This window comes from Paracidovorax cattleyae (genome assembly GCF_900104515.1).
Classification (GTDB): Bacteria; Pseudomonadota; Gammaproteobacteria; order Burkholderiales; family Burkholderiaceae_C; genus Paracidovorax; species Paracidovorax cattleyae.
In genome coordinates this window covers 25,440-50,379 of sequence record NZ_FNJL01000026.1, presented here as the reverse complement: position 1 = coordinate 50,379, position 24,940 = coordinate 25,440, and the positions used below count along the sequence as shown (strand labels likewise).

Annotated in this window: 27 protein-coding genes; 14 read left to right on the top strand and 13 right to left on the bottom strand. The window is 70.7% G+C overall.

The window, feature by feature from the left end; genetic code table 11:
* Nucleotides 1-10: 10 nt before the first annotated feature.
* The 4 genes from BLR05_RS19025 to BLR05_RS19010 all read left to right on the top strand — a co-directional run bounded on the left by BLR05_RS19025 (nt 11) and on the right by BLR05_RS19010 (nt 5,387).
* Complete coding sequence (locus tag BLR05_RS19025) at nt 11-1,663, top strand: IclR family transcriptional regulator domain-containing protein (RefSeq protein WP_092837387.1); 1,653 nt, start codon at nt 11-13, stop codon at nt 1,661-1,663.
* Nucleotides 1,664-1,931: 268 nt separating this feature from the next.
* Entirely contained in the window at nt 1,932-2,759 is an 828-nt protein-coding gene (locus BLR05_RS19020) for a M48 family metalloprotease (RefSeq protein WP_092837384.1), read from the top strand.
* A gap of 117 nt (nt 2,760-2,876) precedes the next feature.
* Complete coding sequence (locus BLR05_RS19015) at nt 2,877-3,116, top strand: DUF6139 family protein (protein WP_013592665.1); 240 nt, start codon at nt 2,877-2,879, stop codon at nt 3,114-3,116.
* 75 nt (nt 3,117-3,191) lie between these two features.
* Complete coding sequence (locus tag BLR05_RS19010; RefSeq protein WP_092837382.1) at nt 3,192-5,387, top strand: acetoacetate--CoA ligase; 2,196 nt, start codon at nt 3,192-3,194, stop codon at nt 5,385-5,387.
* A gap of 7 nt (nt 5,388-5,394) precedes the next feature.
* Here BLR05_RS19010 and rocF read toward each other — a convergent pair whose 3' ends face one another.
* Both rocF and ocd read right to left on the bottom strand, forming a co-directional pair.
* Nucleotides 5,395-6,354, bottom strand: coding sequence for an arginase (rocF, locus tag BLR05_RS19005; RefSeq protein WP_092837379.1), 960 nt, complete (start codon nt 6,352-6,354; stop codon nt 5,395-5,397).
* 61 nt (nt 6,355-6,415) lie between these two features.
* Nucleotides 6,416-7,564, bottom strand: a complete 1,149-nt coding sequence (gene ocd / locus BLR05_RS19000; RefSeq protein WP_092837376.1) for an ornithine cyclodeaminase — start codon at nt 7,562-7,564, stop codon at nt 6,416-6,418.
* Between the two features lie 116 nt (nt 7,565-7,680).
* Here ocd and BLR05_RS18995 point away from each other — a divergent pair, with 116 nt between their 5' ends.
* From BLR05_RS18995 to minE, 5 genes are all read left to right on the top strand, one after another.
* Complete coding sequence (locus tag BLR05_RS18995) at nt 7,681-8,133, top strand: Lrp/AsnC family transcriptional regulator (protein WP_092837374.1); 453 nt, start codon at nt 7,681-7,683, stop codon at nt 8,131-8,133.
* Between the two features lie 98 nt (nt 8,134-8,231).
* Nucleotides 8,232-8,855, top strand: a complete 624-nt coding sequence (gene pssA, locus BLR05_RS18990; RefSeq protein ID WP_092837371.1) for a CDP-diacylglycerol--serine O-phosphatidyltransferase — start codon at nt 8,232-8,234, stop codon at nt 8,853-8,855.
* A 341-nt stretch (nt 8,856-9,196) separates the two neighbouring features.
* The gene (minC, locus tag BLR05_RS18985) at nt 9,197-9,970 is read left to right on the top strand and encodes a septum site-determining protein MinC (protein WP_092837368.1); all 774 of its coding nucleotides are present in this window, start codon (nt 9,197-9,199) and stop codon (nt 9,968-9,970) included.
* Between the two features lie 40 nt (nt 9,971-10,010).
* Nucleotides 10,011-10,826: a septum site-determining protein MinD gene (minD, locus tag BLR05_RS18980; protein WP_092837366.1), complete on the top strand. Its 816-nt coding sequence runs from the start codon at nt 10,011-10,013 to the stop codon at nt 10,824-10,826.
* A gap of 3 nt (nt 10,827-10,829) precedes the next feature.
* The gene (minE, locus tag BLR05_RS18975; protein WP_011793316.1) at nt 10,830-11,096 is read left to right on the top strand and encodes a cell division topological specificity factor MinE; all 267 of its coding nucleotides are present in this window, start codon (nt 10,830-10,832) and stop codon (nt 11,094-11,096) included.
* A 16-nt stretch (nt 11,097-11,112) separates the two neighbouring features.
* Here minE and BLR05_RS18970 read toward each other — a convergent pair whose 3' ends face one another.
* Nucleotides 11,113-11,634 (bottom strand): flavin reductase family protein, encoded by a 522-nt coding sequence (locus BLR05_RS18970; protein ID WP_092837363.1) that lies wholly within the window; start codon nt 11,632-11,634, stop codon nt 11,113-11,115.
* Between the two features lie 126 nt (nt 11,635-11,760).
* Between BLR05_RS18970 and BLR05_RS18965 the strand changes: the two genes are divergently transcribed.
* Together BLR05_RS18965 and BLR05_RS18960 are read left to right on the top strand one after the other, a co-directional pair.
* The gene (locus BLR05_RS18965) at nt 11,761-12,549 is read left to right on the top strand and encodes an alpha/beta fold hydrolase (protein WP_092837360.1); all 789 of its coding nucleotides are present in this window, start codon (nt 11,761-11,763) and stop codon (nt 12,547-12,549) included.
* Entirely contained in the window at nt 12,549-13,823 is a 1,275-nt protein-coding gene (locus BLR05_RS18960) for a M14 family zinc carboxypeptidase (protein ID WP_092837357.1), read from the top strand. Before BLR05_RS18965 ends, BLR05_RS18960 begins: the two co-directional genes overlap by 1 nt.
* A gap of 4 nt (nt 13,824-13,827) precedes the next feature.
* Here BLR05_RS18960 and BLR05_RS18955 read toward each other — a convergent pair whose 3' ends face one another.
* Together BLR05_RS18955 and BLR05_RS18950 are read right to left on the bottom strand one after the other, a co-directional pair.
* On the bottom strand, nt 13,828-14,394 hold the full coding sequence (locus BLR05_RS18955) for a flavodoxin family protein (protein WP_092837354.1): 567 nt from the start codon (nt 14,392-14,394) through the stop codon (nt 13,828-13,830).
* 52 nt (nt 14,395-14,446) lie between these two features.
* Nucleotides 14,447-15,781, bottom strand: a complete 1,335-nt coding sequence (locus BLR05_RS18950) for a D-amino acid dehydrogenase (RefSeq protein WP_092837351.1) — start codon at nt 15,779-15,781, stop codon at nt 14,447-14,449.
* Nucleotides 15,782-15,870: 89 nt separating this feature from the next.
* Here BLR05_RS18950 and BLR05_RS18945 point away from each other — a divergent pair, with 89 nt between their 5' ends.
* Complete coding sequence (locus BLR05_RS18945; RefSeq protein WP_092837348.1) at nt 15,871-16,785, top strand: LysR family transcriptional regulator ArgP; 915 nt, start codon at nt 15,871-15,873, stop codon at nt 16,783-16,785.
* Between the two features lie 98 nt (nt 16,786-16,883).
* The gene (locus BLR05_RS18940) at nt 16,884-17,468 is read left to right on the top strand and encodes a TetR/AcrR family transcriptional regulator (protein WP_196289779.1); all 585 of its coding nucleotides are present in this window, start codon (nt 16,884-16,886) and stop codon (nt 17,466-17,468) included.
* 41 nt (nt 17,469-17,509) lie between these two features.
* Here BLR05_RS18940 and BLR05_RS18935 read toward each other — a convergent pair whose 3' ends face one another.
* The 3 genes from BLR05_RS18935 to BLR05_RS18925 form a co-directional block, all read right to left on the bottom strand.
* On the bottom strand, nt 17,510-17,935 hold the full coding sequence (locus tag BLR05_RS18935) for a universal stress protein (RefSeq protein ID WP_092837345.1): 426 nt from the start codon (nt 17,933-17,935) through the stop codon (nt 17,510-17,512).
* A gap of 124 nt (nt 17,936-18,059) precedes the next feature.
* Nucleotides 18,060-18,911, bottom strand: a complete 852-nt coding sequence (locus tag BLR05_RS18930; RefSeq protein WP_092837342.1) for a metallophosphoesterase — start codon at nt 18,909-18,911, stop codon at nt 18,060-18,062.
* Nucleotides 18,908-19,909, bottom strand: a complete 1,002-nt coding sequence (locus BLR05_RS18925; RefSeq protein WP_092837339.1) for a LysR family transcriptional regulator — start codon at nt 19,907-19,909, stop codon at nt 18,908-18,910. The genes BLR05_RS18930 and BLR05_RS18925 overlap by 4 nt, the downstream gene beginning before the upstream one ends.
* A gap of 126 nt (nt 19,910-20,035) precedes the next feature.
* Between BLR05_RS18925 and BLR05_RS18920 the strand changes: the two genes are divergently transcribed.
* Nucleotides 20,036-20,467, top strand: coding sequence for a hypothetical protein (locus tag BLR05_RS18920; protein ID WP_092837337.1), 432 nt, complete (start codon nt 20,036-20,038; stop codon nt 20,465-20,467).
* Nucleotides 20,468-20,602: 135 nt separating this feature from the next.
* Here the strand turns inward: BLR05_RS18920 and BLR05_RS18915 are convergent, their stop codons facing one another.
* From BLR05_RS18915 to BLR05_RS18895, 5 genes are all read right to left on the bottom strand, one after another.
* Nucleotides 20,603-21,184 carry a TIGR00725 family protein gene (locus tag BLR05_RS18915; RefSeq protein ID WP_092837334.1) on the bottom strand — a complete coding sequence of 194 codons (582 nt, stop codon included), beginning with the start codon at nt 21,182-21,184 and terminating at the stop codon, nt 20,603-20,605.
* Complete coding sequence (locus tag BLR05_RS18910; protein ID WP_208606032.1) at nt 21,165-21,995, bottom strand: ABC transporter permease; 831 nt, start codon at nt 21,993-21,995, stop codon at nt 21,165-21,167. The genes BLR05_RS18915 and BLR05_RS18910 overlap by 20 nt, the downstream gene beginning before the upstream one ends.
* An 8-nt stretch (nt 21,996-22,003) precedes the next feature.
* Nucleotides 22,004-23,089 carry an extracellular solute-binding protein gene (locus BLR05_RS18905; protein ID WP_092837331.1) on the bottom strand — a complete coding sequence of 362 codons (1,086 nt, stop codon included), beginning with the start codon at nt 23,087-23,089 and terminating at the stop codon, nt 22,004-22,006.
* A gap of 67 nt (nt 23,090-23,156) precedes the next feature.
* The gene (locus BLR05_RS18900; protein WP_092837328.1) at nt 23,157-24,185 is read right to left on the bottom strand and encodes an ABC transporter ATP-binding protein; all 1,029 of its coding nucleotides are present in this window, start codon (nt 24,183-24,185) and stop codon (nt 23,157-23,159) included.
* The gene (locus BLR05_RS18895; RefSeq protein WP_092837469.1) at nt 24,182-24,904 is read right to left on the bottom strand and encodes an ABC transporter permease; all 723 of its coding nucleotides are present in this window, start codon (nt 24,902-24,904) and stop codon (nt 24,182-24,184) included. Before BLR05_RS18895 ends, BLR05_RS18900 begins: the two co-directional genes overlap by 4 nt.
* Between the last annotated feature and the right edge of the window lie 36 nt (nt 24,905-24,940).

The window sequence follows — 24,940 nt, the reverse complement described above, 5'->3', positions numbered from 1 at the left end:
GAGACAAACCATGGCCTCGTCTTCCGCCGAAGGCACTGCGGCCCTCGACAAGGCCCTCGATCTCCTGGAGGCGGTCGGCTCCGCATCCGACGGACTGAGCCAGGCCGAACTGGCCCAGCGCTTCGGGCTGCCGCGCACCACCGCTTACCGCCTGCTCGCAACCCTGGTGGCGCGCGGGTTGCTGCGGCGCGATCCGCTGCGCAAGGCCTATTGCCTGGGCATGCGCTGCTTCGAGATGGCGCGGCAGGCCTACGCCATGCCCGATCTCGCCGCGGCCGCGGCGCTGGAACTGCGGGCGCTGCGCGACCTGACGGGCGAAACCTCCTACCTCGCGGCCCTCGACGGCCGTGAGGTCGTGTCGCTCGAGCGCTGCGACGGAGCGCACAGCGAGCGCTCCTCCAGCGCGCTGGGCCAGCGCAAGCCGGTGCATTGCACCAGCCAGGGCAAGGCCATCCTGTCGGTGCTGCCCGAGTCCGGGCGGGACAACCTGTTGAAGGGGCTCTCCCTGAAGGCCGCCACGCCGCGCACCATCACCGACCGGCGCCGGCTGCAGGCGGAACTGCGCGTGACGGCAGCGCGTGGCTACGCCATCGACGATGAAGAGATCGTGCCCGGCGTGCGCTGTGTCGGCGCGCCCATCGTGGACGGCCAGGGCGAGGTGCGGGGAGCGCTCAGCGTGGCCGGCCCTGCCTGGCGCCTCACGCCCGAGCGGCTGGAACTGCTCGGGCCCGAGGTGGCCGAAGCCGCCCGGCGCGTGGGCGCCCAGCTCGGACGCACCCGCGCCCCCGTGTCCGATACCGTGGCGCGCGCCCTGGCCGGGCCCTGGGCGTTCCATGGCGCGCATCCCCATTGGTGCGCGGACGCCGGCCTGCTGTACTGGGCGGACAGCCTCGCCCCGGCGCTGCGCGCCTGGTCGCCGCAGGCGGCCCAGGATGCAGAGCCGCGCGAGGCCGAAGCGGCTGCACTGCCGGTCGGTACCGACCAGGCCCTGGTGGGTTGCGAAGAGCCCATTGCCGGCGTGCTCGTGCACGGCCCCCAGGATGTGTCGCTCGTCAGCTTGCGGGGCGCCGTGCGCTGGCGCCCGGGCGCCGCCGATCCCGAGCCATGGCCCGTCTGGCCGGAGGGCACCGCCGTGCGGACCGTGTGCCTGGGTGCGTCCGCCAGCGGCGACGACGGCGTCTGGATCGCTGTGGAGACCGCCGAGGGTGGCAGCGCGGTGGGGCGCCTGCAGGCCACGGGGCATGTCGAGGTGCTCTGGCGCCTGGCCGAAGCCCTGCAGTGCCTGCGCTGGCGCGCGGGGGACGGCGCCCTGCTGGCCACCGCGCCCGACACCGGTGCCATCCTGCACATGCACCCCGGCAGCCCCGGCGTGGTGCGCAGGCTGGTCACCGTACCCAAGGGTTCGGGGCGCGTGAGCGGGCTCGCCTTCGACGCCGAGGGCGGCGTGTGGACCGCGTTGCGCGACGGCTGGAGCGTGATGCGTTTCCTGCCGGATGGCAGCCTCGACCGCGTGGCCGCTTTGCCCGTGCCCTGCCCTACCGACGTGGCGGTCGGCGGACCGGACGGCCGCACGCTGTTCGTGACCACTGCGCGCCAGCCTGTGGCGCTGGACATGCTGGCGAACGCGCCCCTGTCCGGCCGCCTGTTCGCGCTTCCGCTCTGAACAGGCGGTTTTTTGCAACAAGATGTGGCATCTGGTGGGTAGCTGGTGCGCGGTGAAATAGCAAAAAGTTCCCCGGGATGCCGGGTGTTACTGTCATGAAGCGGTAAATACAAATGGATGCAAGTGCGTGCGGGCCACCGGCGCACGGCGCCCCGTCCCTGGAGAGAATGCGCCCGCCGTCCCGACGTCGCAGCCTTGCGACGGTATCGGGCCGGGTCCCGCCCGGCCTGTTCCGGGCGGCGCATCATTCCAACGAGGGTAAAAAACCATGAATACGTTCCGCCTGGGCGCGCTTGCGCTCTCCCTGATCCTGGCCGGTTGCGCCACCAATGGCTCCACGGGGTCTCCATCGTCGGCCGGTTCAGCGCTCGGTTCCGTGCTGGGAGCCGCGGGCGCCGGCGGCGCCGGCTCCGGCACCGACAGCAAGATCGGCGCGGCCGCGGACGTGTTCAAGGCGGCCACGGTCTCGGACGACGAGCTCAAGTCCGTATCGCAGCAACTGCGTGCCTACGAGGAGCGCACGGAGAAGGTCGCGCCGGCCGGCAACAAGTACGCGCAGCGCCTGGCCCGCCTCACGAAAAAGCACGTCAACGAAGACGGCATGAAGCTCAACTTCAAGGTCTATCTCGCCAACGAGGTCAATGCCGACGCGACGGCCGACGGTTCGATCCGCGTGTACAGCGGCCTGATGGACATGATGAACGACCAGGAACTGCTGGGCGTCATCGGGCACGAGATCGGCCATGTCAAGCTGCAGCATTCGCTGTCCGCCATGCGCACGGCCTATCTCGCCTCCGCCGGCCGCAAGGCCGCCTCCGCTGCGGGCGGCGTCGGCGCCCTGGCCGACAGCGACCTGGGCGCTTTGGGGGAAAAACTGGTCAACAGCCAGTTCTCGCAGAGCCAGGAGACGGCCGCCGACGACTACGGCCTGGCCTTCATGAAGAAGCACAAGTACAAGGTGAGCGCGATGGAGTCGGCCTTCCGCAAGCTGGCGGCCCAGGGCGGCGGCAAGGGCGGCGCGCTCGACGAGATGCTCTCGTCCCATCCGGACCCGGCCGGCCGCGCCGACCGCATGCGCGACATGGCCGCGAAGTAATCGCGCTTCGGAGACCTCCCTCCGTTCCCGCCAGGGGCGGGGGATTTTTCCTACGGGAGTGCTGCGGAGCGTTGGCTAGAGTGGGGACTTCTCTTCCCACAGCAAAGGATCCCTCCCATGCGCGTCGACATCTACCGCCGGCCCGAAGCTGACGGCAAGCATTCCTATCTCGTGGTTCCCGAAGGCCGTCCCATTCCGCAGGAGGCCATCAACACCGACTGGAGCTGCCAGGAGCGGGGCCACGAACTGGACGAGAGCGCCGCGCACTGGAACGACTACGGCATTCCCGAACCGGCCCGGCAGCTGAGCGAGAAGCGCTACGCGATCACCAGCGTGAAGGAACTCAAGGAAGACTGACCGGGCGCCTGCCTGTCAAGCCCGGGACGCCCCGGCGGTGACACGCCGGGGCCCCACGCAGTACGCTGCGTGGCCATGGAGACAACCACCCTTTCGCCGCGCAACGCGGCTGCCGGAGCGCACACCCCCTTCGTTCCGCAGATCCGGCTCTACCAGGACTGGCTGCGCGACACGCGCGGCCTGCATTTCGACGATTACGACGCCCTGTGGCGCTGGTCCGTGACGGAGCTGGACGCCTTCTGGCAGAGCCTCTGGGATTACTTCGGCCTCGAATCGCCCACCCCGCACACGGCCGTGCTGGCACGCAACGCCATGCCGGGCGCCGAATGGTTCCCCGGTGCCCAGGTGAATTACGCGCACCAGGCACTGCGGCACGCCGACGCCGCGCACGCGGCCGGTCAGCCGGCCATCATCAGCCGCAACGAGCGCGGCGAGCACCGTGAATTGTCCTGGCCCGAACTGCGCCGGCAGGTGGCCGCGCTGGCGCTGCACCTGCGCGCGCAGGGCGTGGGGCCGGGCGACCGCGTCGCGGCCTACCTGCCCAACATCCCCGAGGCGATGGTGGCCCTGCTGGCCACGGCCAGCCTGGGTGCCATCTGGAGCGTGTGCGCGCCCGACATGGGCACGGCCGCGGTGCTGGACCGGTTCCGGCAGATCGAACCGAAGGCGCTGATCGCCGTGGACGGCGTGACCTACGGCGGCCGAAACCTCGACCGCCGCGGCGTGCTCGCCGAACTGCGTGCGGCCCTGCCCACGCTGGAGCACGTGGTCGTCGTGGACCAGCTCGGCACGGCCGGCGGCATCGCGGGCTGCGTGGAATACGCCCAGGCCGCTGCGCGCGACGATGCCGGGGTGGCGTCCTTCGAGCCGCTCTGGCTGCCGTTCGACCATCCGCTCTGGATCGTGTATTCCAGCGGCACCACCGGCCTGCCCAAGCCCATCGTGCACGGCCACGGCGGCATGGTGCTGGTGGCACTGCTGCTCAAGGGGCTGCACAACGACATCGGTCCGAGCCACGTGCCCAACTCCTTTGGCGAGCGCTACCACTGGTACAGCTCCACCGGCTGGGTCATGTGGAACGCACAGGCCAGCGGGCTGCTCTCCGGCACGACCTGCGTCATCTACGACGGCAACCCGGGCGGCAGCCGGGAGCGCCCCGACTGGGGCACGCTCTGGCGCTTCGCCGCCGAGACCGGCGTGACCTTCTTCGGTGCCGGCGCCGCGTTCTACGCCAACTGCATGAAGGCGGGGCTCGATCTGGCGGCCTGCGGCGACCTCTCGCGCATCCGCGCCCTGGGCGCCACCGGTTCGCCGCTCTCGCCGGAGGTGCAGGAGTGGGGTACGGCGCAGTTTGCCCGCATCCGTGCGCAGGCCGGTACGGGCCGGGATGCAGGGGGCGGGAACGGGAGCGAGCCGGTCTGGTGGGACAACATCTCCGGCGGCACCGATTTCTGCGGCGCCTTCATCGGCGGCCACCGCGAGCTGCCCCAGGTGCCCGGCGAGATGCAATGCCGCATGCTGGGCGCGGCCGTCGAAGCCTGGGACGAGGAGGGCCGGCCCGTCACCGGCTCGGTGGGCGAGCTGGTCTGCACGCAGCCCATTCCCTCCATGCCGCTCTACTTCTGGGGCGATGCACCGGCAGGGGTGCCGGCACTGCCCGGCGATCCGCAGGGCCCGCGCTACCTCGCGAGCTACTTCGACATGTATCCGCCCGGCCACGGCCGCCGTCCCGGCGGCGGCGACGGCCCGGCCTCCATGGGTGCGGTCTGGCGCCATGGCGACTGGCTGCGTGTCGGCCCGGAAGGCCGATGCGTGATCTATGGCCGCAGCGACGCCACCATCAACCGCCACGGCCTGCGCATGGGCACCAGCGAGCTCTACCGCGCAGTGGAGGCCTTGCCCGAGGTGCTCGACAGCCTGGTGGTGGACCTGGAATACCTGGGCCGGGAAAGCCACATGCCGCTCTTCGTGGCGCTGCGCGAGGGCGCCGTGCTGGACGACGCGCTGCGCGAGCGCATCGCGGGTGCCATCCGCACCGCGCTCTCGCCGCGCTTCGTGCCTGACGAGATCGTGCAGGTGGCCGAGGTGCCGCGGACCCTCACGGGCAAGAAGCAGGAGCTGCCCATCAAGAAGCTGCTGCTCGGCCAGCCGCTGGAGAAGGTGGTGAACCGCGACGCCATGGCCAACCCGGGCTGCCTTCCCTGGTACGAGGATTTCGCGCGGAGGCACTTGGCGCGCACTGCGGCCATCGCCGCCGCCCCGGGGGCGTGAACGGCGGCTAGCGCCGCCCGGCCGGGGCCGGCGTGCGCACCAGCGTGCTCTTGCCGAACAGGCTTTCCACCAGATCCACCACGAGTTCGGCGGTCTGGTTGCGGATGTCGAGCGCGGGGTTGAGTTCCACGATGTCGAGCGAGGCGAGGCGCCCTGTGTCAGCGATCATCTCCATGCACAGCTGCGCCTCGCGGTAGTTCGGCCCGCCGCGCACCGTGGTGCCCGTGCCGGGCGCGATCTCCGGGTCGAGAAAGTCCACGTCGAAGCTCAGGTGCAGGTGCGCGTCGGCGTCGTCCTCCAGCCCGGCGAGCGCACGGTGCATGACTTCTCGCATGCCCAGTTCGTCGATCGCGCGCATGTCATACACCTCCAGCCCGAGCTCATGGATCATGCGCTTCTCGGCCGCATCGACGCTGCGCAGCCCGATCTGGCACATCTGCGCGCCGCGCAGTGCCGGCCCGGGGCCGCCGAGCTCTGCGAGCGCGGGCGGGCCCAGCCCGCAGAGGCTGGCCACCGGCACGCCATGCACATTGCCGCTGGGCGAGATTTCCGGCGTATTGCTGTCGGAGTGCGCGTCCAGCCAGAGCACGCGCAGCCGCTTGCCGGTATCGCGGCAGTGGCGCGCCACGGCGCTGATCGATCCGATGGCGAGGTTGTGGTCGCCGCCCAGCATCACCGGCAGGCGCCCGGTCTGCAGCTGGGCGAACACCGCATCGTGGGTGGACCGGTTCCAGGCCTCGCATTCGGCCAGGTTGCGCAGGCCCTCGGCCGTGCGCTCGCCGCGCGGATTCGGCGGTCCGTGCAGGTTGCCCAGGTCCTCGACCTCCAGGCCCAGCCGCTCGAGCGCCGGGCCGAGCTGGGCGACGCGCAGTGCGTCCGGGCCCATGGCCGCGCCCAGGCGGGCTGCGCCGACATCGGTAGGAACGCCGATCAGCGTGACCGGGCGTGGAAAGGGGGCGTTGTCCATGGTGGGTGGCTCTCTTGGTGCGGGCATTGTGCGGTGCGGGCCGGTGCGCGGGTGCCGGAGATCAGGCCGCCTCGTGCAAGAACGTGGGTGCGTGCGGCGCCGACGCGTCCGCGCCGGGGGTACCTTCCGGCAGCCAGGGGCGCAGTTGCGCGTACAGGTCCTTCGGGTCGGCCAGGTCCGGCACCAGGGCGATGCGGTCCAGCAGGCCCGCCGCCTGGCCCAGGGTCCGCATGGTGCGCAGGGCGGCGTAATCCTCCAGCGCGAAGCCCACCGAATCGAACACCGTCACCTGCCCGGGCGACACGCGCCCCGGCGCCGTGCCTGCCAGCACGCGCCAGAGCTCGGTGACGGGGAAATCCTCCGGCATCTGCTGCAGGTCGCCCTCGACGCGGGTCTGCGGCTCGTATTCCACGAAGACCGCACCGGCCCGCAGCACCTCCGGCGCCAGCTCGGTCTTGCCCGGGCAGTCGCCGCCCACGGCGTTCAGGTGCATGCCCGGCTCCAGCATGTCGGCCTGCACGATGGCGGCGCGGGCCTTGTCGGCCGTCGCCGTGGTCACGATGTCGGCGCCGCGCACCGCTTCGCGCGCGCTCGCGCAGGGCACGCAGCGCAGCCCCTCGCGGGCATAGGGCCCGAGGTTACGCACCAGCTTGCGCGTGGCCGCGGGGTCGGTGTCGTATAGCCGCAGTTCACGCACGCCCAGCAGCCCGAAGAACGCCAGTGCCTGGAACTCGGCCTGCGAGCCGTTGCCGATCAGCGCCATGCGGCGGCTGTCCGGCCGGGCCAGCCGCCGGGCCGCCACGGCAGAGGTGGCGGCCGTGCGCAGCGCGGTCGTCAGGGTGAGTTCCCCCAGGAACACCGGCAGACCCGTGTCCACGTCCGCCAGGGCGCCGAAGGCCATCACCGTGGGCAGCCCGTCCTGCGTGTTGGCCGGGTGGCCGTTGACGTACTTGAAGGCGTAGCCGCCGCCGGGGCGGGTGTCGGCCACGGGCATGAGCTCGATCACGCCGCGCGGCGAATGGGCGGCCGTGCGGGCGGTCTTGTCGAAATCGTTCCACCGCGCGAAGTCGGCCTCGATGGCCTGGGCGATGGCGCGCAGGCAGGCGATGACGCCCGTGCGGCCCACCAGTTCGGCGGCACGCGGCGCGTCCAGGAATTCGGTGGATCCGGCGCGGCGCAGGGTGGATCGGAAGGCGTGGTTGCGGTCCATGGCAGATCTCCTCGGTGCGGATATCCGAGGTTCCCACAGGCGCGCATCAATCCAAATCGCCAGGATTGACCGCAATTGCACAGAAAGCTGCCGTTATGGCAGCATCTGTTGCCACTATGGACAATATCGACCAGCAACTCATCGCTGCCCTGCGCCACAACGCCCGCGCCAGCGTGGCGACGCTGGCAACGCGCCTGGGCGTGTCGCGCGGCACCGTCACCAACCGCATCCGCAAGCTGGAAGACGCGGGAACGATCGTCGGCTACACGGTGCGATTGCGGCCGGAGGGCGAGACCGGCGGGCTGCAGGCCTGGATGAGCATTTCCATCGAGGGCAACGACGCACGCCGCGTCACGGCCTCCCTGCTGGGCGAGCCGAGCGTGCTGTCCCTGCACGCCACCAACGGCCAGTGGGATCTGCTGGCCGAGCTGCAGGTCGCGTCCCTGGCCGAGCTGGCACAGGCGCTGGAGCGCATCCGGCTCATCAAGGGCATCCGCAATACGGAAACGAGCATCCATCTGGAGACCTTGCGCTCGCCGCCCCAGCAGGGTCCGGGTGCACGCCGGTAGGACATACCTGACGAGGCCGGCGCCGGCCCCGTCCCATAATCGGCCGACGGCCCCGCGCCGCAGCATCCGCAGGAACCGCCAGGAAGGAAAGACCGCCCATGACCCCGCAAGCCCCCAAGCGTTTTTCGATGATCCGCGAGTTCCACCTGGCCGACTGGTTCACGCTGGGCAATGCCGTGTGCGGCGTGGGGGCACTGTTCTCCTCCATGACGTTCATGGAGACGGGCGACGTGCGCCACGTGTACTTCGCCGCCGCGCTGGTATTGGCAGCGCTGATCTTCGACGTGCTCGACGGCCGCGTCGCGCGCTGGCGGCAGAAGTCTTCCGCCATGGGCCGCGAGCTGGATTCGCTGGCCGACGTGATCTCCTTCGGCGTGGCGCCGGCCATCATCGCCTACGCCTGCGGCATGCAGGGCCTCTACGACCGCATCGTGCTGGCCTTCTTCGTGGCCTGCGGCGTCTCGCGCCTGGCGCGCTACAACGTCACGGCGGAAACGCTCTCCGAAGGCTCGGGCAAGGTGAAGTACTTCGAGGGCACGCCGATCCCCACGTCCATCGTGCTCGTGGGGCTCATGGCGCTGGCCGCATCGCTCGGCGCCGTGCGCGAGAACCTGTGGTTCGGCAAGCTGCTGGTGGGGGGCTTCACGCTGCACCCCTTCGTGCTGCTGTTCGCGGTGTCCGGCTCGCTCATGATCAGCCGGATCCGCATACCGAAGTTCTGATCCTCCCCTGAGTCGCAGAACATGCTGTCCCCCTGAGTCGCCTTCGGCGCCTCCGTGCAGCCGCCAGAGTCGGCAGCCCTTCAGGCACGTCCAGGCCTGCGCAGGCAGGCCCGGAGCCGCGGCCTTCAGCCCCCAGGGGGACGACGCCGGTGGCCCGGCGGAGCCGGTTCCACGGCGTCTGCTGGCGTGGCCTGCTCCGCGGCCTTTTGATGGGGCGCGCCCTGCACTGGCGTGGAGGGCCGGTACGTTTCCCCTGCGGAATCCCCGCGCGATACATGCGCTGGCCCCGGTAACGGTAAACTCCGCCGCTTTGAGCCGCGTCGTTCGCACTCCTTCCTTCCATGGCCGTTGACACGGTGGGCCAGGCCCGCACCAGCTTTGACCTCAAGAGCGCCCAACTGCCCGTGGTGGCCGTGGCGCTGCGGACCACCGACGCCGACGCGTTCGCCGCCGATCTGGCCGCGCGCCTCGGGGAGGATCCCGGTTTCTTCGATAACGATCCGGTGCTGATCGACCTCGCCGCCGTGCGCGAAGAGGCTGCGCCCATCGATTTCCCCGCCCTCATGGCCCTGCTGCGCCAGCACCGCACCCAGCCCGTGGCCGTGCGCGGCGGCAGCCCCGCGCAGATGGAGGCCGCGCTCGCCGCCGGGCTCGTGGCCGCGCCGGAAGCCCCGCCTGCCCGCGCTGCCCAGCCGCCCGCCGCGGCCGAATCGCCCGCGCAGGAGGTCGTCCGCGAAGTCGTGCGCGAGGTCGAGGTGGTGCGCGAAGTGCCCGCTCCCGCGCCCGGCACCGTCGTGGTGGACAAACCGCTGCGCTCGGGCCAGCAGGTCTATGCGCGCGGCTCCGACCTCGTGGTGATGGCCGTCGTGAGCTTCGGCGCCGAAGTGATCGCCGACGGCAACATCCACGTCTATGCGCCGCTGCGCGGCCGCGCCATCGCCGGTGCGCGGGGCGATACCTCTGCCCGCATCTTCAGTACCTGCCTGGAACCGCAGCTCGTCTCGGTGGCCGGCATCTACCGCACCACCGACACCGAGCTGCCCGACAACGTGCGCGGCAAGCCCGCGCAGGTGCGGCTCGACGGCGAGAAGCTGATCATCGAGCCGCTCGCCTGACCCCAGAACACCAGACCAACGCCCCAAGGAATTTGCAGAAATGGCCAAAATCGTCGTCGTGACCTCCGGCAAGGGAGGCGTGGGAAAGACCACCACCAGCGCCAGCTTCGCATCGGGCCTCGCGCTGCGCGGCCACAAGACCGCCGTGATCGACTTCGACGTCGGCCTGCGCAACCTCGACCTCATCATGGGCTGCGAGCGCCGCGTCGTGTATGACCTCATCAACGTGATCCATGGCGAGGCCAATCTGAACCAGGCCCTCATCAAGGACAAGCAGTGCGAGAACCTGTTCGTGCTGGCCGCCAGCCAGACGCGCGACAAGGATGCGCTTACGCAGGAAGGCGTCGAGAAGGTGCTGAACGACCTCGCTGCGATGGACTTCGAATACATCGTCTGCGACTCGCCCGCCGGCATCGAGAGCGGCGCGCTTATGGCCATGCACTTCGCCGACGAAGCGCTGCTGGTGACCAACCCCGAGGTCTCCTCGGTGCGCGATTCGGACCGCATCCTGGGCATGCTGGGCAGCAAGACCAAGCGTGCGATCGAGGGCAAGGAACCCATCAAGGAACACCTGCTCATCACGCGCTACAACCCCGGCCGCGTGCAGGACGGGCAGATGCTGAGCCTGGAGGACATCCAGGACATCCTGCGCATCGAACTCATCGGCGTGGTGCCGGAGTCCGAGAGTGTGCTGCAGGCGTCCAACCAGGGCACGCCCGCCATCCACCTGCAGGGCACGGACGTGTCCGAGGCCTACAAGGACGTGGTGGCGCGCTTCCTGGGCGAGGACAAGCCCCTGCGTTTCATCGACGCGCAGAAGCCCGGCTTCTTCAAGCGCATCTTCGGCGGGAGGTAACGCATGGCATCCTTTCTCTCATTCCTGCTCGGCGAAAAGAAGAAGACCGCCAGCGTCGCCAAGGAGCGGCTGCAGATCATCCTCGCGCACGAGCGCAACGGCCGCAACGCCTCCGAACCGGACTACCTGCCCGCGCTCCAGCGCGAACTCGTCGCCGTGATCTCCAAGTACGTCAAGATCAGCCCCGAGGACCTGAAGGTGCAGCTGGAACGCCAGGACAACCTCGAGGTGCTCGAGGTCAAGATCGAGTTGCCCGACACGGTGCGCTGACCGGTCCGGCGGCTGCTCAGAGGGGGTGTTCGGTATAGAAGCGCCCGCCGTGGTAGAGCAGCGGCGGGACGCCCGGGCGGTGCGCGCAGCGCTCCACCTCTCCGACGAAGATGACGTGGTCGCCCTCGTCGTAGCGGCTGCGGTTGAAGCATTCGAACGTGGCCACCGCGCCCTCGATCAGCGGCGCGCCCGCCACGCCCGGCGTGTAGGCGACGCCCGCGAAGCGGTCCACGCCACGGCTTGCGAAGCGCTCGGCCAGCGCCTTCTGGTCGGCCGCCAGCACGTTGATCGCATAGTGCGAACCGGCGGCCAGCGCTCCCATCGAGCCGGCCGAGCGCCCCAGGCTCCAGAGCACCAGCGGCGGCGCGAGCGACACTGAATTGAACGAACTGGCCGTGAGGCCCACGAGGCCGCCGGCGGCGTCCTGCGCGGTGACGATGGTCACGCCGGTGGCGAACATGCCGAGCGCGTCGCGGAACTCGCGGGGGGAAAAGCTCGGCGGACTGGCCAGTGCGGGCCGGGGCAGGGGTCGTGTCACGGAAGGCGGAGGCGCGGCGCGCGCCGGGCGGAGGAAGGGGTCGGCTATTATGGTCCGGTACCCGCGCCCCCACTGCCGCCAGGGGCCGAATCCTCACCCGGCGCGTTGTCGTTGCCCCTCCCTTCCATGGTCCTGCTTCCCACTTTCACCACCCTCGGCGCCGGCCCCACCGTGCTCATGCTGCACGATGCGGACGGCGGCCACCTGACTTTCGCTCCCCAGGTCGAGACCCTCGCGGGCGCCGGCTACCGTGCCGTGGCCTGGGACATGCCGGGCTACGGCCGCAGCGCGCCCATCGAGCCCTACAGCTTCAAGGGCCTGGCGCAGAGCTGCATCGCCCTGCTCGATGCCCTGCAGTGCACGCAGGGCACCACCCTCGTCGGCCACGGGCTGGGCGCCATGGTGGCGGTGGAGGTCGCCGTGCGGGCACCCCGCCGCGTGGGCCGGTTGGTGCTCTGCGCGGGCGGCCCCGCCCTGGACGGCGAAGGCCTGGACACCTGGGTGGCGCCCCGCGTCGCCGCACTGGAGGGCGACCAGGCCATGGAGCGCGTGGCCGAACTGCTGGTGCCGCGCCAGACCGGTACCGGTGCGCTGCCCGAAGGCGCGCGCCTGGCGGGCCATGCCATGGGCCAGGTCCACCGTTCCGCCTTTCGCCGCGCGCTGGAGCTGCTGCCCGCGTTCGCGCGCGATGCCGCGGATCTCGCCCACCTGTCGATGCCCACTCTGCTCGTGAGCGGTGCCCAGGACCGCTGCATGCCGCCCGAGGCCCTGCAGGCCCTGGCCCACGTGCTGCCCGATGCGCGGCACCTGAGCCTGCCGAACGTGGGGCACTGGCCGCAGCTGGAAGACCCGGACGGCTTCGATGGCGCGCTGCTGGACTTCCTCGGCTCCTCCGCTCCGCGGACCATCCACTGATGGCGGCGCGCACGAACGGCACTCCCGGGGTGCCCGCCATCCCGCGCCGTCCGGGTTTCCCGTCCCCATGGCTGATGCCTCCGGCGGCCGCGCTGGCGCTGGCGCTGTTCGGTGCTTCCCTGTGGGATCCCCGTGCCTTCCAGGCCGGCGGACAGGCTGGCGCGGGCACGGCCTCCGACGCGGTGGTCGCCGTCGGGCGGGGGCACCTGGGCACGGGGGAAGCCGGTGCAGGCTACCACTCGGTGGTCGTGCTCGGCGCGCCTGCCGAGCGCTCGGGTGACGCCGCAGCCATCCCGGCCCTGCCCCGGGCGTCCGGCACGGCCCTGCTCCGAAGAGGGGCCGCATCCGCACCGGGGCGTGGCGATGGAGGCGCAGCGTCCGCAGCCGGCGCCATGGCTGACCGTGCCGTGGCGCCCGCCCAGGTCCCCATACCCTTGCCGTCGCCCGGCGCGGCGGAATCGGTGGCCGCCTGCAAGCTGTTGCTGCCGCGCCTGCCCACGGTGGACCGGCCGCTCTGCGAATCCACGCGCCTGTCCGAAAGCGGCGCGCATTCCCGCAAGGGGGTGCCGATCTACTGGCGGGACGTGCCTCCTGCACCGGCGGCCGGTGGTGCCGCGGGGCCGGAGCCCCTGCGCGTGCTGGTGCTGGGTGCAATCCATGGCGACGAGCCCACCTCTGCGTCGCTGGCCATGCGCTGGATCGGTTTCGCGGCCCAGCCGCAGCCGGCGCTGCGGCAGCCCGTGCACTGGCGCTTCATTCCGGCGCTCAACCCCGACGGCATGCTGGCCCGTCCGGCGACGCGCGTGAATGCACGGGGCGTGGACCTGAATCGCAACTTCCCCACGCCGAACTGGGAGCGCGATGCCCCGGTGTACTGGGAAAAGCGCACCCACCGCGATCCGCGCCGCTGGCCGGGCCCCACGCCCCTGTCCGAGCCCGAGTCGCGCTTCCTGCACGAGCAGATGGACGGCTTCCGGCCCGACCTGGTGGTGAGCATCCACGCCCCGTACGGGGTGCTCGACTACGATGGCCCGCTGCCGCCGCCCAGCCGGCTGGGCCGCCTGCGGCTCGACCAGCTCGGCATCTTCCCGGGCTCGCTCGGCCACTATGGCAGCGTGCGCCAGGGCATGCCCGTCGTCACCATCGAGCTGCAGCACGAACTGCGCATGCCCGAAGACAGCCAGGTGCGCCAGATGTGGGTGGACCTGCTGCGGTGGATGGACACCCACCTGGCCGCCACCGATACGCCGGCCGCCGGCACTCCCGGGCGGTAGGGCCTCAGGAGAGAGGTGCGGCCAGGAAGCCCGCAGCCTCCCGCAGGGCTGCCGCATCCGCCTGCACCGCGCCCGGTGGCCCGCCCTTGCCCCAGAGCGCGCCCCGGAAGCGCATGCCCAGGAACTGAGCGCACAGCTGCACCGAATCGATCATCGGCTGGGCCTTGGCGCGGTCGCCGCTGGTCGTGACCAGGCTGAGCGCCTTGCCGGCCATGCGCTCCTTGAACCCCAGGCCCGGCACGCGCATCCAGGCGCTCCAGTGGTCCAGGTAGGTCTTGAGCGTCGAGGGAATGCTGAACCAGTACACGGGCGACACGAACACGATTTCGGTGGCCGCGAGCGTGGCGTCCAGCAGCGTGCGCAGATCGTCTTCGGGCGCGGGGTACGTGCCGGTGGTGTGGCGCAGGTCCACGAAGGGCGGCAGATCGAGGCGGGCGAGGTGCAGCCAGCTTCGGGCGGTGTCTGCAGGCAGCGCGGCCGCGGCCTGCTGCGCCAGCCACTCGGTGTTGCCGATGTGGCCCGGCTCGCGGGTGGAGGCGTTCAGGAAGAGAAGATGGGAGGAGGACGGCATGCGCGAGATGGTAGCGCTGCACGCCCGCCAGCCGGGCCTGGGGCCGCCCGTGTCAGGCGGCGACGGGGGTGCCGCTCGCCTGGCGGCCCTGCGCGCCGCAGCCGAGGAAGCCGAAATCCATCGCGGGCCGCTCGCCGCTCAGCAGCTCGGCCATCGCCTTGCCCGAGCCCGCGCCGTGCGTCCAGCCCAGCGTGCCGTGGCCTGCGTTCACCCAGAGCTTGCCCACGCGCGTGCGGCCGATGAACGGGATGTTGGTCGGCGTGGCAGGGCGCAGCCCGGTCCAGTATTGCGGATTGCCGCCTTCCTCGGGCGTGCGCGTGTCGCACACGCCGGGCAGGATCTCGGCGATGCGGCGCGAGAGCATGTGGCAGCGCGCGCGGGCCACGGGGCTGTCCAGGGAGAGGTCATAGCCCCCCAGTTCGATCGTGCCGGCCACGCGCAGGAAATTGCCAAGGCGGCTCATAGCGATCTTCTTGCCGTCGTCGATGGTGGAGACCATGGGCGCGCCCTCGGGCTTGAGCAGCGGGAAGGTGGCGCTGTAGCCCTTGCCGGGGTAGATGGGCAGGTCCACGCCCACCGTGCGCAGCAGCGGCGCCGTGTAGGAGCCGCAGGCCACCACGAACGCGTCGGCACGCAGTTCCTGCGCGGCCGAGCCGGGCTCGCGGGAGCGCACCGTGACGGCGTCGATCGCGTCGCCCGTGCGCTGCAGCCGCAGCACGTCGTGCCCGAAGAGGAACCGGGCGCCCCGCTCTGCGCAGCGGCGTGCCAGCGCCTGGGTGAACACCCGGGCATCGCCGCTCTCGTCGGTGCTGGTGTAGGTGCCGCCGGTGATGCGGTCGCCATAGGCGCGGAACGCCGGCTCGATCTGCAGCAGTTCGTCGCGGCTCACGATGCGGCGCTGCACGCCGTACTGGCGCATCAGGTCCACGGCCTTGCCGGCCGCATCGAAGGATTTCTGGTCGGTGTAGAAGTGGGCGATGCCGCGCTCGAGCCGGTGGTACCCGATGCCGGTGGCGCGCACCATGTCCTTGAGCGCGGCATGGCTGTACGCCCCCAGTGCCACGATCTGCTGCACGTTGCGGGCGAAGGCGGCGTCGTTGCACTGCGCGAGGAACTTCAGGCTCCAGCGCCACTGCTCCCAGTCCAGCTGGGGGCGCAACAGCAGCGGAGCCTCCTTGTCGAACATCCACTTGAGCGCCTTCCAGGGCGCCTCGCGGTTCGCCCAGGGCTCGCAATAGCTCACCGAGATCTGCGCCGCATTGGCGTAGCTGGTCTCCAGCGACGCATCGGGCTGGCGATCGACGACGATGACTTCATGTCCGCGCTCGAGCAGGTGCCACGCGGTGCTGATGCCGATGATGCCGGCTCCGAGGACGATGGTTTTCATGGCTCCGCAGTGTGCTGCGGCGCCTGGTTTTTTTGAAGAGGAATTAAACTTCCTCCAAATTCATCAGTTCGTCTAATGGGCCACCCGCCATGAGCACCTTCGATCCTGCCGCCCTGGAATGCCTGGCCGCCATCGTGGAAGAGGGGGGCTTCGAGCGTGCGGCGCAGCGCCTGAACGTCACCCAGTCGGCCGTCTCGCAGCGCCTGCGGGCGCTGGAGGCGCAGGTGGGCTCCGTGCTGATCGTGCGCAGCCGGCCCCTCAAGCCCACCAGCGCAGGGCAGCTGCTGCTCAAGCACACCAAGCAGCTGCGCCTGCTGCGCGCCGACCTGGAGCGCGACCTGCAGGAGCTCGCCCCCAGCGCGCCCGGCGGCGCCCGCGAGGACGAGCGCATCGCCATCGCCATCAATGCCGACAGCATCGCCACCTGGGCGCTGGACGCGCTGCACGACCTGGCCCGCCAGCGCCTGCCCATCGAAATCATCGTGGACGACCAGGACTTCACCCAGGAGTGGCTGCGCTCGGGCCAGGTGCTGGGCTGCGTGACCACGCTCAAGCAGGCGCTGCGGGGCTGCAAGGTCGTGCCGCTGGGCGCCATGCGCTACGTGGCGGTGGCCTCCCCGGGCCTGGCGGCCCGGCACCTGCCCCAGGGCCTGACGCCGCACAACTTCCGCGACGTGCCGTTCCTGTCGTTCAACCGCAAGGACGACATGCAGTCGGAGTTCATCATGCGGACGTTCGGTCTCAAGCGCGTGGCGCTGCACCACCTCTTCGTGCCCAGTTCCGAAGGCCAGGTGCGCGCGGTCATCGCCGGCTGGGGGGCTGGAGTGGTTCCCGAGCTGCTCGCGCGTCCCGCCCTCGCCAGCGGGGCGCTGGTGGATCTCGCGCCCGGCCACGCCCTGCCGATCCAGCTTTACTGGCATTGCTGGAACCTGGAGTCCGAAGTGCTGGACTCGCTCACCGACGCGCTGATGGCCACCGCCGCGCGCTCGCTCGCCGCCGCGTGACCGGCAACTCGACCGTGGTGATGGAGCCTTGACGCAGGCCCTAAGATGTGTACATGAATACGCCTTCCCCGCCACCCCGCCGCTCCTTCAGGGCACAGATGCACGAGGCCCGCGCCCAGGCCATCGTCGCCGCCGCAGGCCGGCTGCTGGGCGAAAAGGGCTTCGAGGCCATGACGCTCGACGAGGTCGCCGCCGAGGTGGGCGTGGCCAAGGCCAGTCTCTACAAGCATTTCGCCGGCAAGGAAGATCTCTGCGCGACGGCCATGGCGCGCGCGGTCGAGCGCCTGAGCGAGTTCCTCGAAGGGCTGCCTCCGGGCCTTCCGCCGCTCGACTGCCTCCAGCGGCTGCTGCGCTGGCTGCTCTCGCTGCAGCTCACCGACGAGCTGCCGCTGCTGCTCAGCCGCAATTCGGGCCTGCAGCGGCCGCTCAAGGAATGCGCGGCCTACCAGAGCGCCCTGCAATGCGTGAGTGCACGGGTCATGGAATGGATCACCGCCGCGCAGGGCGAAGGCCTGCTGAGCCGGGTGCTGCCGGCCGAGGTGATTCTCTACTCCATCTATGCCCGCAGCGCCGATCCGCTGCTGTCCATGCTGCGGGAGCAGGGCGGCTATACCGATGAACAGATCGTGGACTGGGCGGTGCAGACCTGCTTCGACGGATTGAAAAGCAGGGCATCCCCCTGAGCGCGGCCTGCTCCGCGGCCTTCTGATGGCAAGCCGCTGCTTCAGCGCACCAGCAGCACGGGGACGCGGCTGCTGGCCAGCACCTGGGTGCTGACCGAGCCCATGACGAGCTGGCCCAGGGCGCCGTGGCCGTGGGAGCCCATGACCAGCAGGTCGAACTTGCCCGCATCGGCGGCCTTGGCGATGGTCTCGCCCACGGGGCCGGTCTTCACGAGGCGCTTGGCGGTGATGCCGTGGCGGGAGAGGAACTTGGCGACGGGGCCGATGACCTTCTCGGCCTCGTCGGCGTAGTACTTCTCGACCACGTCCTTGCCCAGCGCCGCGCGGGCCCGGGGCGGCAGCGGCGATTGCACGGTGATGGCGGTCACGTCGTGCGCACCGCCCGCGAGCAGTTCGTCATGCGTGGCGAGGTAGGCCAGCATCTTCTTGGTGTAGGCGCTGCCGTCGACGGCGAGGAGGATTTTCATGCTTGGGATGACTTCACAAAGGGGGTGGAAAGGCTAAAGCGCGCCTGTGCCTGTTGTCTTGACCTGGGTCATCTTTGTGCTGCCGTGCGCGTGCGGGCCGGGGTGGGTGCTCCCCGTGGCGCCATCATACGGTCACGGTGAAATGTGGCCGGAAAGTCTCCTGCTCGCCCTTGCCCGCATAGCCCAGCGGGTTGGCGACCACGCGGCAGGCCCAGGCGCTGCCGTCCGGGCGGGTGCCCTGCGCGGTGTAGTCGCTGGGGGCATGCAGGTGGCCGTGCATCCAGACCTGCGCCAGGGGCAGCAGGTCGTCCAGCGCGTTGCAAAAGCCTGCCGTGCCGGGTACCAGGCCATAGCGGGGGTCGGCGCTGCGCAGGCTGGGGGCGAAGTGGGTGACCACTGCCGTGGGTCCGTCGAAGGGGGCCTGCAGGGCGCTGCGCAGCCAGTCCTGGCAGTGCAGCGCCTCTTCGCGCATCGTCTCGGCCAGGAAGGGCTCGCCGCCGCGCGTGCCTCCGGTCTTGCTCAGGTAGAAGTTGGCGGCGCGGAAGGCCTTGTCCCGGTGGCGCAGCAGCCGCGCCATGTCGGCGCCCCCGTCGCTCTTGTCCAGGGCCAGTGCATCGAAGTCGCTCCAGAGCGTGGTGCCCACGAAGCGCACGCCCTGCAGCACCATCGTCTCGCGGTCGAGCCATTGCAGGCCCAGCCGTTCGCAGGTGGCGCGCAGGCGGTCCCGCGCCGCGTCGAAGTCGTGCAGGTCGTATTCATGGTTGCCCGGCACGAACAGCACCGGCACCGGCCAGCCCGCATGCTGCGGCAGCGGGGAAAAGCGCGCCAGTCCGACGTCGTCGTCCGCGAGGCGGGAGCCGGTCTGGTAGGAGCCGATGTCCCCGGCCAGGACGAGCAGGTCGGCCCCCGGTGCGGGGCTGGGCTGAAATGCGGGATGGGCCTCCAGGTGCAGGTCGGACAGCAATTGGATCTTCATGCCCCCGGATTCTCCGGTGCGGACGCTGCCGCGGCTGCCGGAGGGCGCGCCGCCGTGTGCTGGGCCGACCGCGCCATGGCGCCCCGCAGCCAGAGGTGGGCGGCATCGTGGAGCTTGCGGCGGTGCCAGAGCGCATCCACATGCACGGTGGGCAGCGGCATGGGCAGCGGACGCCAGACGAGTTCCCCGCCCAGGCTCGCCACGCCGACGAAGTGGCGCGGCAGCACGGTAAGCAGGTCGGTGGTCGCCACCACCCGGCCGGCAGTGAAAAACTGGTTCACCGTGAGCACGATGCGCCGTTCGCGGCCGAGCGCGGCCAGGGCCTCGTCGATGAAGCCGTAGGGCTTGCCCGAAAAGCTCACCAGCAGATGGCGCGCCGCGCAGTATTGGTCCAGCGTGAGCGGCTCGCGGGCGAGGGGATGGCCCTGGCGCATCACGCAGACATATTCGCCGTCGTAGAGCCGCAGGCTTTCATAGGCGATGACGCTGTCGGTCTGCGCCCGTGCCGTGAGGTCGGCCATCACGGCGGGGAAGTAGCCCACGGCCATGTCGGTGGATTCATCGTCCAGCAGGCCGCGCGGGTCGCGCGTGGTGAGCGGCACCACCCGCAGCGACACGCCGGGCGCCTCGCGCTCCACGATCTCCACCAGCGGGGGGATCAGCGTGGCGCCCGTGGCGTCGGCCATGGCGAGCACGAAGGTGGAGTTGGCCGACCCCGGATCGAAGGCGCCGGGGGCGAGCGACTGCTGCAGCTGGGCGAGCGCCTGCCGTACCGGGGGCCAGAGGGCCAGAGCGCGGGGCGTGGGCTCCACCCCCTGTCCGCTGCGCACCACGAGGTCGTCGCCCAGCACTTCGCGCAGGCGGCGCAGGGCATTGCTCACCGCGGGCTGGGTCAGGGCGAGCTTGGCGGCGGCGCGGGTGAGGTTGCGCTCGGCCATGATCTCGTCGAATACACGCAGGAGGTTCAGGTCGAGCGAGCGGAAATTGACGGGCTGCATGCCTGAACCATCATCGTTGTGAATGTCTGGGATTCAAAATATAAAGTGGAACAACCCTGGGGTAAACCCTAAGATACCTCCATTCGCCCGGCAACTTCGCCACAAGCGTTTGAGAGGGTCTGCATCATGACGAACTTTGTACACATCGACTACCGTACCGAACATCCCGGCGTGGCACGCGCCGAACAGGCTGCCGCCACCCTGAAGAGCGCCTTCGACGGCGCACGCGGCGCCTCCTCCCTGCTGCTGGCCGCCATCGTGGCTGCCGTGCTGGTGGTGGCCAACCAGGTCATCGACATGTGGGGCGAAGGCCACACGCTCGCCGCCTGGATGGTGCTCTGGCTGATCGCCTTCGCCGCTCTGGCCCTGCTGGCCGGCCCCGTCCGCCGCACCGCGTCCATGCTGCGCGCCGGCTTCCACGCCTGGAAGGAAGCCCGCCGCCGTGAGGCCGAGGACGAAAAGACCTGGAATGCCGCCCTGCACGATGCCCGCATCATGGCCGATCTGAGCCGCGCCATGAACGGTATCGCCGTGGACAACATCCGCCGCTACTACTGATCAGGCTCCGGGCCATCGGCCGGGACCGGCCGGCCGGGGCCGCGACCCGGCACCTTTTTCAGGGCACCGCAAGGTGCCCTTTTTCGTGCGCGCGCGGCACGCGGGTGTGCGCTGCTGCCCCGCCGCGCCGGCGCCTCATTCCAGCAGGCATGCCGCCACGCGGGCCAGCATCTCCGCCACGTCCGCCACGGGCACGGCGCCCGGCAGGGCCACGTCGCCGTGCATCACGAAGACGGGTGTGCCCCATTTCAGGCCCAGCGCCATTTCCGACAGCGTGCCCATGTTGCCGCCGATGGCGACCAGGCAGACGGCGCTGCGGGCGATGAGGGCGTTGCGCATTTCCCCCATGCCGGTGGGCAGCGCCACGCCCAGCCAGTCGTTGGCATTGCGCTCGTCCTCTTCGGGCAGGATGCCGATGGCGAGGCCCCCGGCCTCGGCCGCGCCCTGCGATGCGGCGGCCATCACACCGCCGCGCCCGCCACACACGATGGCGATGCCCGCGCCGGCCAGCGCCCGGGCCACTTGCCGGGCGGCACTGCATTCGCGCTCGCCGCCGTCGCCCGGGCCGATGATGCCCACCGGCCGCCGGTGACGCCGGGGGCCGCGCTGGTGCCCGGCCAGCTGTTGCAGGGCCGTGCGCACTGCGGGCGGCAGGGTGGTGGGGGCCGGGCCGCCGTCTTCGCTGCCTTGCTGGGTGTCAGTGCGTCGTGCTTGCATGTGTCGTATTCCGCTCGCGCCTGCGCGCCAGCGCGTCGCCCGCGCCCATCACGATGACGCACAGCGCCATCAGCAGCAGCGACAGGGCCGCGGCCACGCCGAAGTCCGATCCGCCGTCGCCCACCTGGGCATAGAGCATCAGCGGCAGGATGTTGAGTTGCGTTCCCGCCAGGGCCAGGGCCGTGCCATAGGTGCCCATGGCGATGGCCGCCACCAGGCAGGCGTTGGACAGCACCGAGGGCGCGACCTCGGCCACCACCGTGTCGTTGAAGGCGCGCCAGCGCGTGGCGCCCAGGGTGCGCGCTGCCAGCATGGGGCGCAGGTCGAGGTTGGCGAACACGGGGTAGAGCGACAGCGCCACCCGCGGCACCAGGTAATAGGCATAGGCCAGCCCCAGGCCGCCCGCACCGTAGATCCAGCCGCCCACCTGCGCCGGGTCGGCGCCCAGCCGGGCCAGCAGCTGGGTGACGAAGCCTGCACGGCCGAAGGCCAGGATGAAGCCGTAGGCGATTACCAGGCCCGAGAACGCCAGCGGCAGGCCCAGCAGGGCCATCATCCAGCGCCGGCGCGCGGCCGGCTGGCGCGCCAGCTCGATGGCCACTGCCGTGCCCACCAGGGCCGACACGCTGCCGGCCGTCAGCCCCAGCGCCAGCGTGTTGCGCAGCGCGGCGGGCAGCAGCGGGTTCGCGAAGAGCCGGCCGAAGGCGCTGCCGCGTTCGGCAAACGCCTCGGGCACCAGCGCGGCCAGCGGCAGCGCGAAGAAGAGCGCCATGAAGGCCCAGGCGGGCCAGGCACCGAAGCGGCGGATCATGGATGGACTTACTTGGCGGCCAGCGCCACCTGGGCCCAGAGCTGGTCCACCTCGGCCTTGCGGGCGGCGGCCTTGACCACGTCCAGCGGGCGGATCTGCGGTGCGGCGGGCATCCTGGCGGCGATGTCGGCGGGCAGCGGCGTGCCGGGCACGGCCGGGCGCACGAAGCCCTGGGCGAAGAGTTGCTGGCCGGCAGTGCTCATGATGAAGTTGAGCCACAGCTTGCCGGCGTTGGGGTTGGGGCCGTTTTTGACCAGGCTGATGGCGTAGGGCGCGGCCACGCTGGCCTCCCGGGGGATGACCACGGCGCAGTCGTCGCCCATGCCGTCGCTGAACTTGGCCTTGAGGCCGTCGTTCTCGTAGCCGATCCAGACGGGGATCTCGCCCTTGAGGAACTTGGCGTAAGGCGTGGTGCCTTCCACGCGCTGCACGTTGCCGGCCGCATGCAGGCGGCCCAGGTAGTCGATGCCGGGCTTGATGTCGTCCACGCTGCCGCCGTTGGCATAGGCGGCGGCGAAGGCCATCACCTGGCCCACGCCGGTGCTGCGCGGGTCGAGGTACGTGACGGCGCCCTTGTATTCGGGCTTGAGCAGGTCGGCCCAGCCGGCGGGCACGTTCCTGACCAGCTTCCTGTTGACCAGGAAGGCGATGTTCAGGGTGTGGATGGTGAACCAGCGGCCTTCGGCGTCGCGGAAGACGTCGGGGAGCTTGTCGAAGTGCAGCGGCTTGAAGGGGGCGACCACGTCCTTCTTCACCGCATCGACGGCCGAGGCGGCGAAGTAATAGGCGGTGTCGGCCTGCGGGCGGCGGCGCATCTTCTCCAGCGCGACCACGGTGGCGGCCGAGCCCAGGTCGTTGTAGGTCAGCTCGATCTCGGGGTAGCGCTTCTTGAAGTCGCGGAACAGCGATTTCCAGTTCGCCCATTCGGGGCCGGTGTCGAAGGAGACGCACAGGCCCTCCTTTTTCGCCTCGTCGTAGAGGGCGCGCTCGCCGGCGTAGAGCTCGGCACCTTCGAAGGCGAAGGCGGCGCGGGTCGTGAGCAGGGAGGTCAGGGGCAGGGTGCCGGCGGCCTGGAGGAGATGTCTGCGGTGCATGGAAAGGCTCCTGGAGGAAGGGAGAAGGCGGATGAATGAAAGCAAGGCAGCGGAAGGCGGGAGCCGGTCACTCGTCCAGCAGCTGCAGGTGCTCGGGCGCGATGGCGACGGCCTCGCGGGCTGGCCTTGCGCCTTCGCACAGCAGGGGGCAGGGTGCGCCGGCCACGGCGAAGTCGTAGCGGGTGACCGCACCCAGGTAGCGCTGCGCGCCGGCCTGGCCGGCCAGGCGGTTGGGGGCGCCGGCAGGCGGATCGGCCTGCACGTGTTCGGGGCGCACCAGCACATGCACGGCCTGGCCGACGGTGCGGCCGGCGGTGGACACGGCCAGTTCGGCAAAGCCCGTGTCCACGCGGCCTTCGGCGTTCACGCGGGCGGGAAGCAGGGTGGAAAGGCCCACGAATTCGGCCACCGCGCGGCAGGCCGGCCGTTCGTACAGCGCGCGGGGTGCGGCCATCTGCAGCAGGCGGCCGTCCTTGAGCACCGCCACGCGGTCGGCCATGGCCAGGGCCTCTTCCTGGTCGTGCGTGACCAGCAGCGTGGTGGCGCCGAAGCGCTGCTGCAGGCTGCGGATCTGGTCGCGCAGGTGGCCGCGCACGCTGGCGTCCAGGGCGGAGAGGGGTTCATCGAGCAGCAGCGCGCGCGGGTCGATGGCCAGGGCCCGCGCCAGCGCCACGCGCTGCTGCTGTCCGCCCGACAGCTGCGTGACGGCGCGCTGGGCGTGCCCGGCCAGGCCCACCACCTCCAGCAATTCCAGCGCGCGGCGGCGCCGTTCGGCCGCGGGCACCTTGCGCAGCGTGAGGCCGTAGGCCACGTTGTCCTGCACGCTCAGGTGCGGAAAGAGGGCATAGCTCTGGAACACCATGCCGATGCCGCGCTGGTGGACGGACGTGCCCGCCATGTCCTGCCCGCCCAGCACGATGCGGCCGGCATGTCCCGTCTCCAGCCCCGCCACCAGTTTGAGCAGGGTGGACTTGCCCGAGCCGCTGGGCCCGATGACGGCCACCAGCTCGCCGGCGGCGACATCGAACGACACCGCGTGCAGCCCCTGCGTGGTGCCGGGATAGCGGTAGCTGACCTGATCGAAAACGAGGCTCATGGGGACGGCTTGCGGAAAACGGTGGAGGACAGCAGCGCAGCGATGCCCGCGAGCAGCAGCAGCACCACGGTGGCGGCGCAGGCGAAGCCCGTGGCGCCGTAGAAGGCCTGCAGCAGCACCACCGGATAGGTGCGGTTCTGGAAGCCCGCCAGCAGGTTGGAGAGGTTGAATTCGCCGATCGAGAGCGCCGCGACCATTACCAGGCCCGACAGCAGGCTCTGCCGCAGGCTGGGCAGCACGATGCCCGTGAAGCGCTGCCATTCGCTGGCGCCCAGGGTGGCGGCGGCCTGTTCCAGCCGTTCCAGGCTCAGGTGGCGCAGGTCGGTCAGCAGGGTGTTGGTGAGGTAGGGCAGGGTGGCGATGGCGTGGGCGGCCACCAGCAGCGGCGTGCTGCCCAGCCAGGGCAGGGTGTCGGTGTTGAAGACCAGCAGGTAGCCGAAGCCCAGCGTGATGGCCGGCACCGCCACCGGCATGGCCGACACCAGCCGCGCTGCCATGCCGCCCCCGCGACGCGCGCCGTGGTAGAGCGCACAGGCCAGCGGCAGCGCCAGCAGCGCGTCGATGGCGCAGGCCGAGAGTGCCACCACCAGGCTGCTGCCGAAGGCCTTGCGGAAGGACGGGTCCTGCCACAGCTCGGCATACCACCGGCCGGTGGTGCCGGTGGGCAGCAGGGTGTTGGTCCAGCCCTGGCCGAAGCTGCCGAGCACCAGCAGGCCCATGGGCAGCAGCAGGTAGAGACCGTAGAAGAGGGTGAT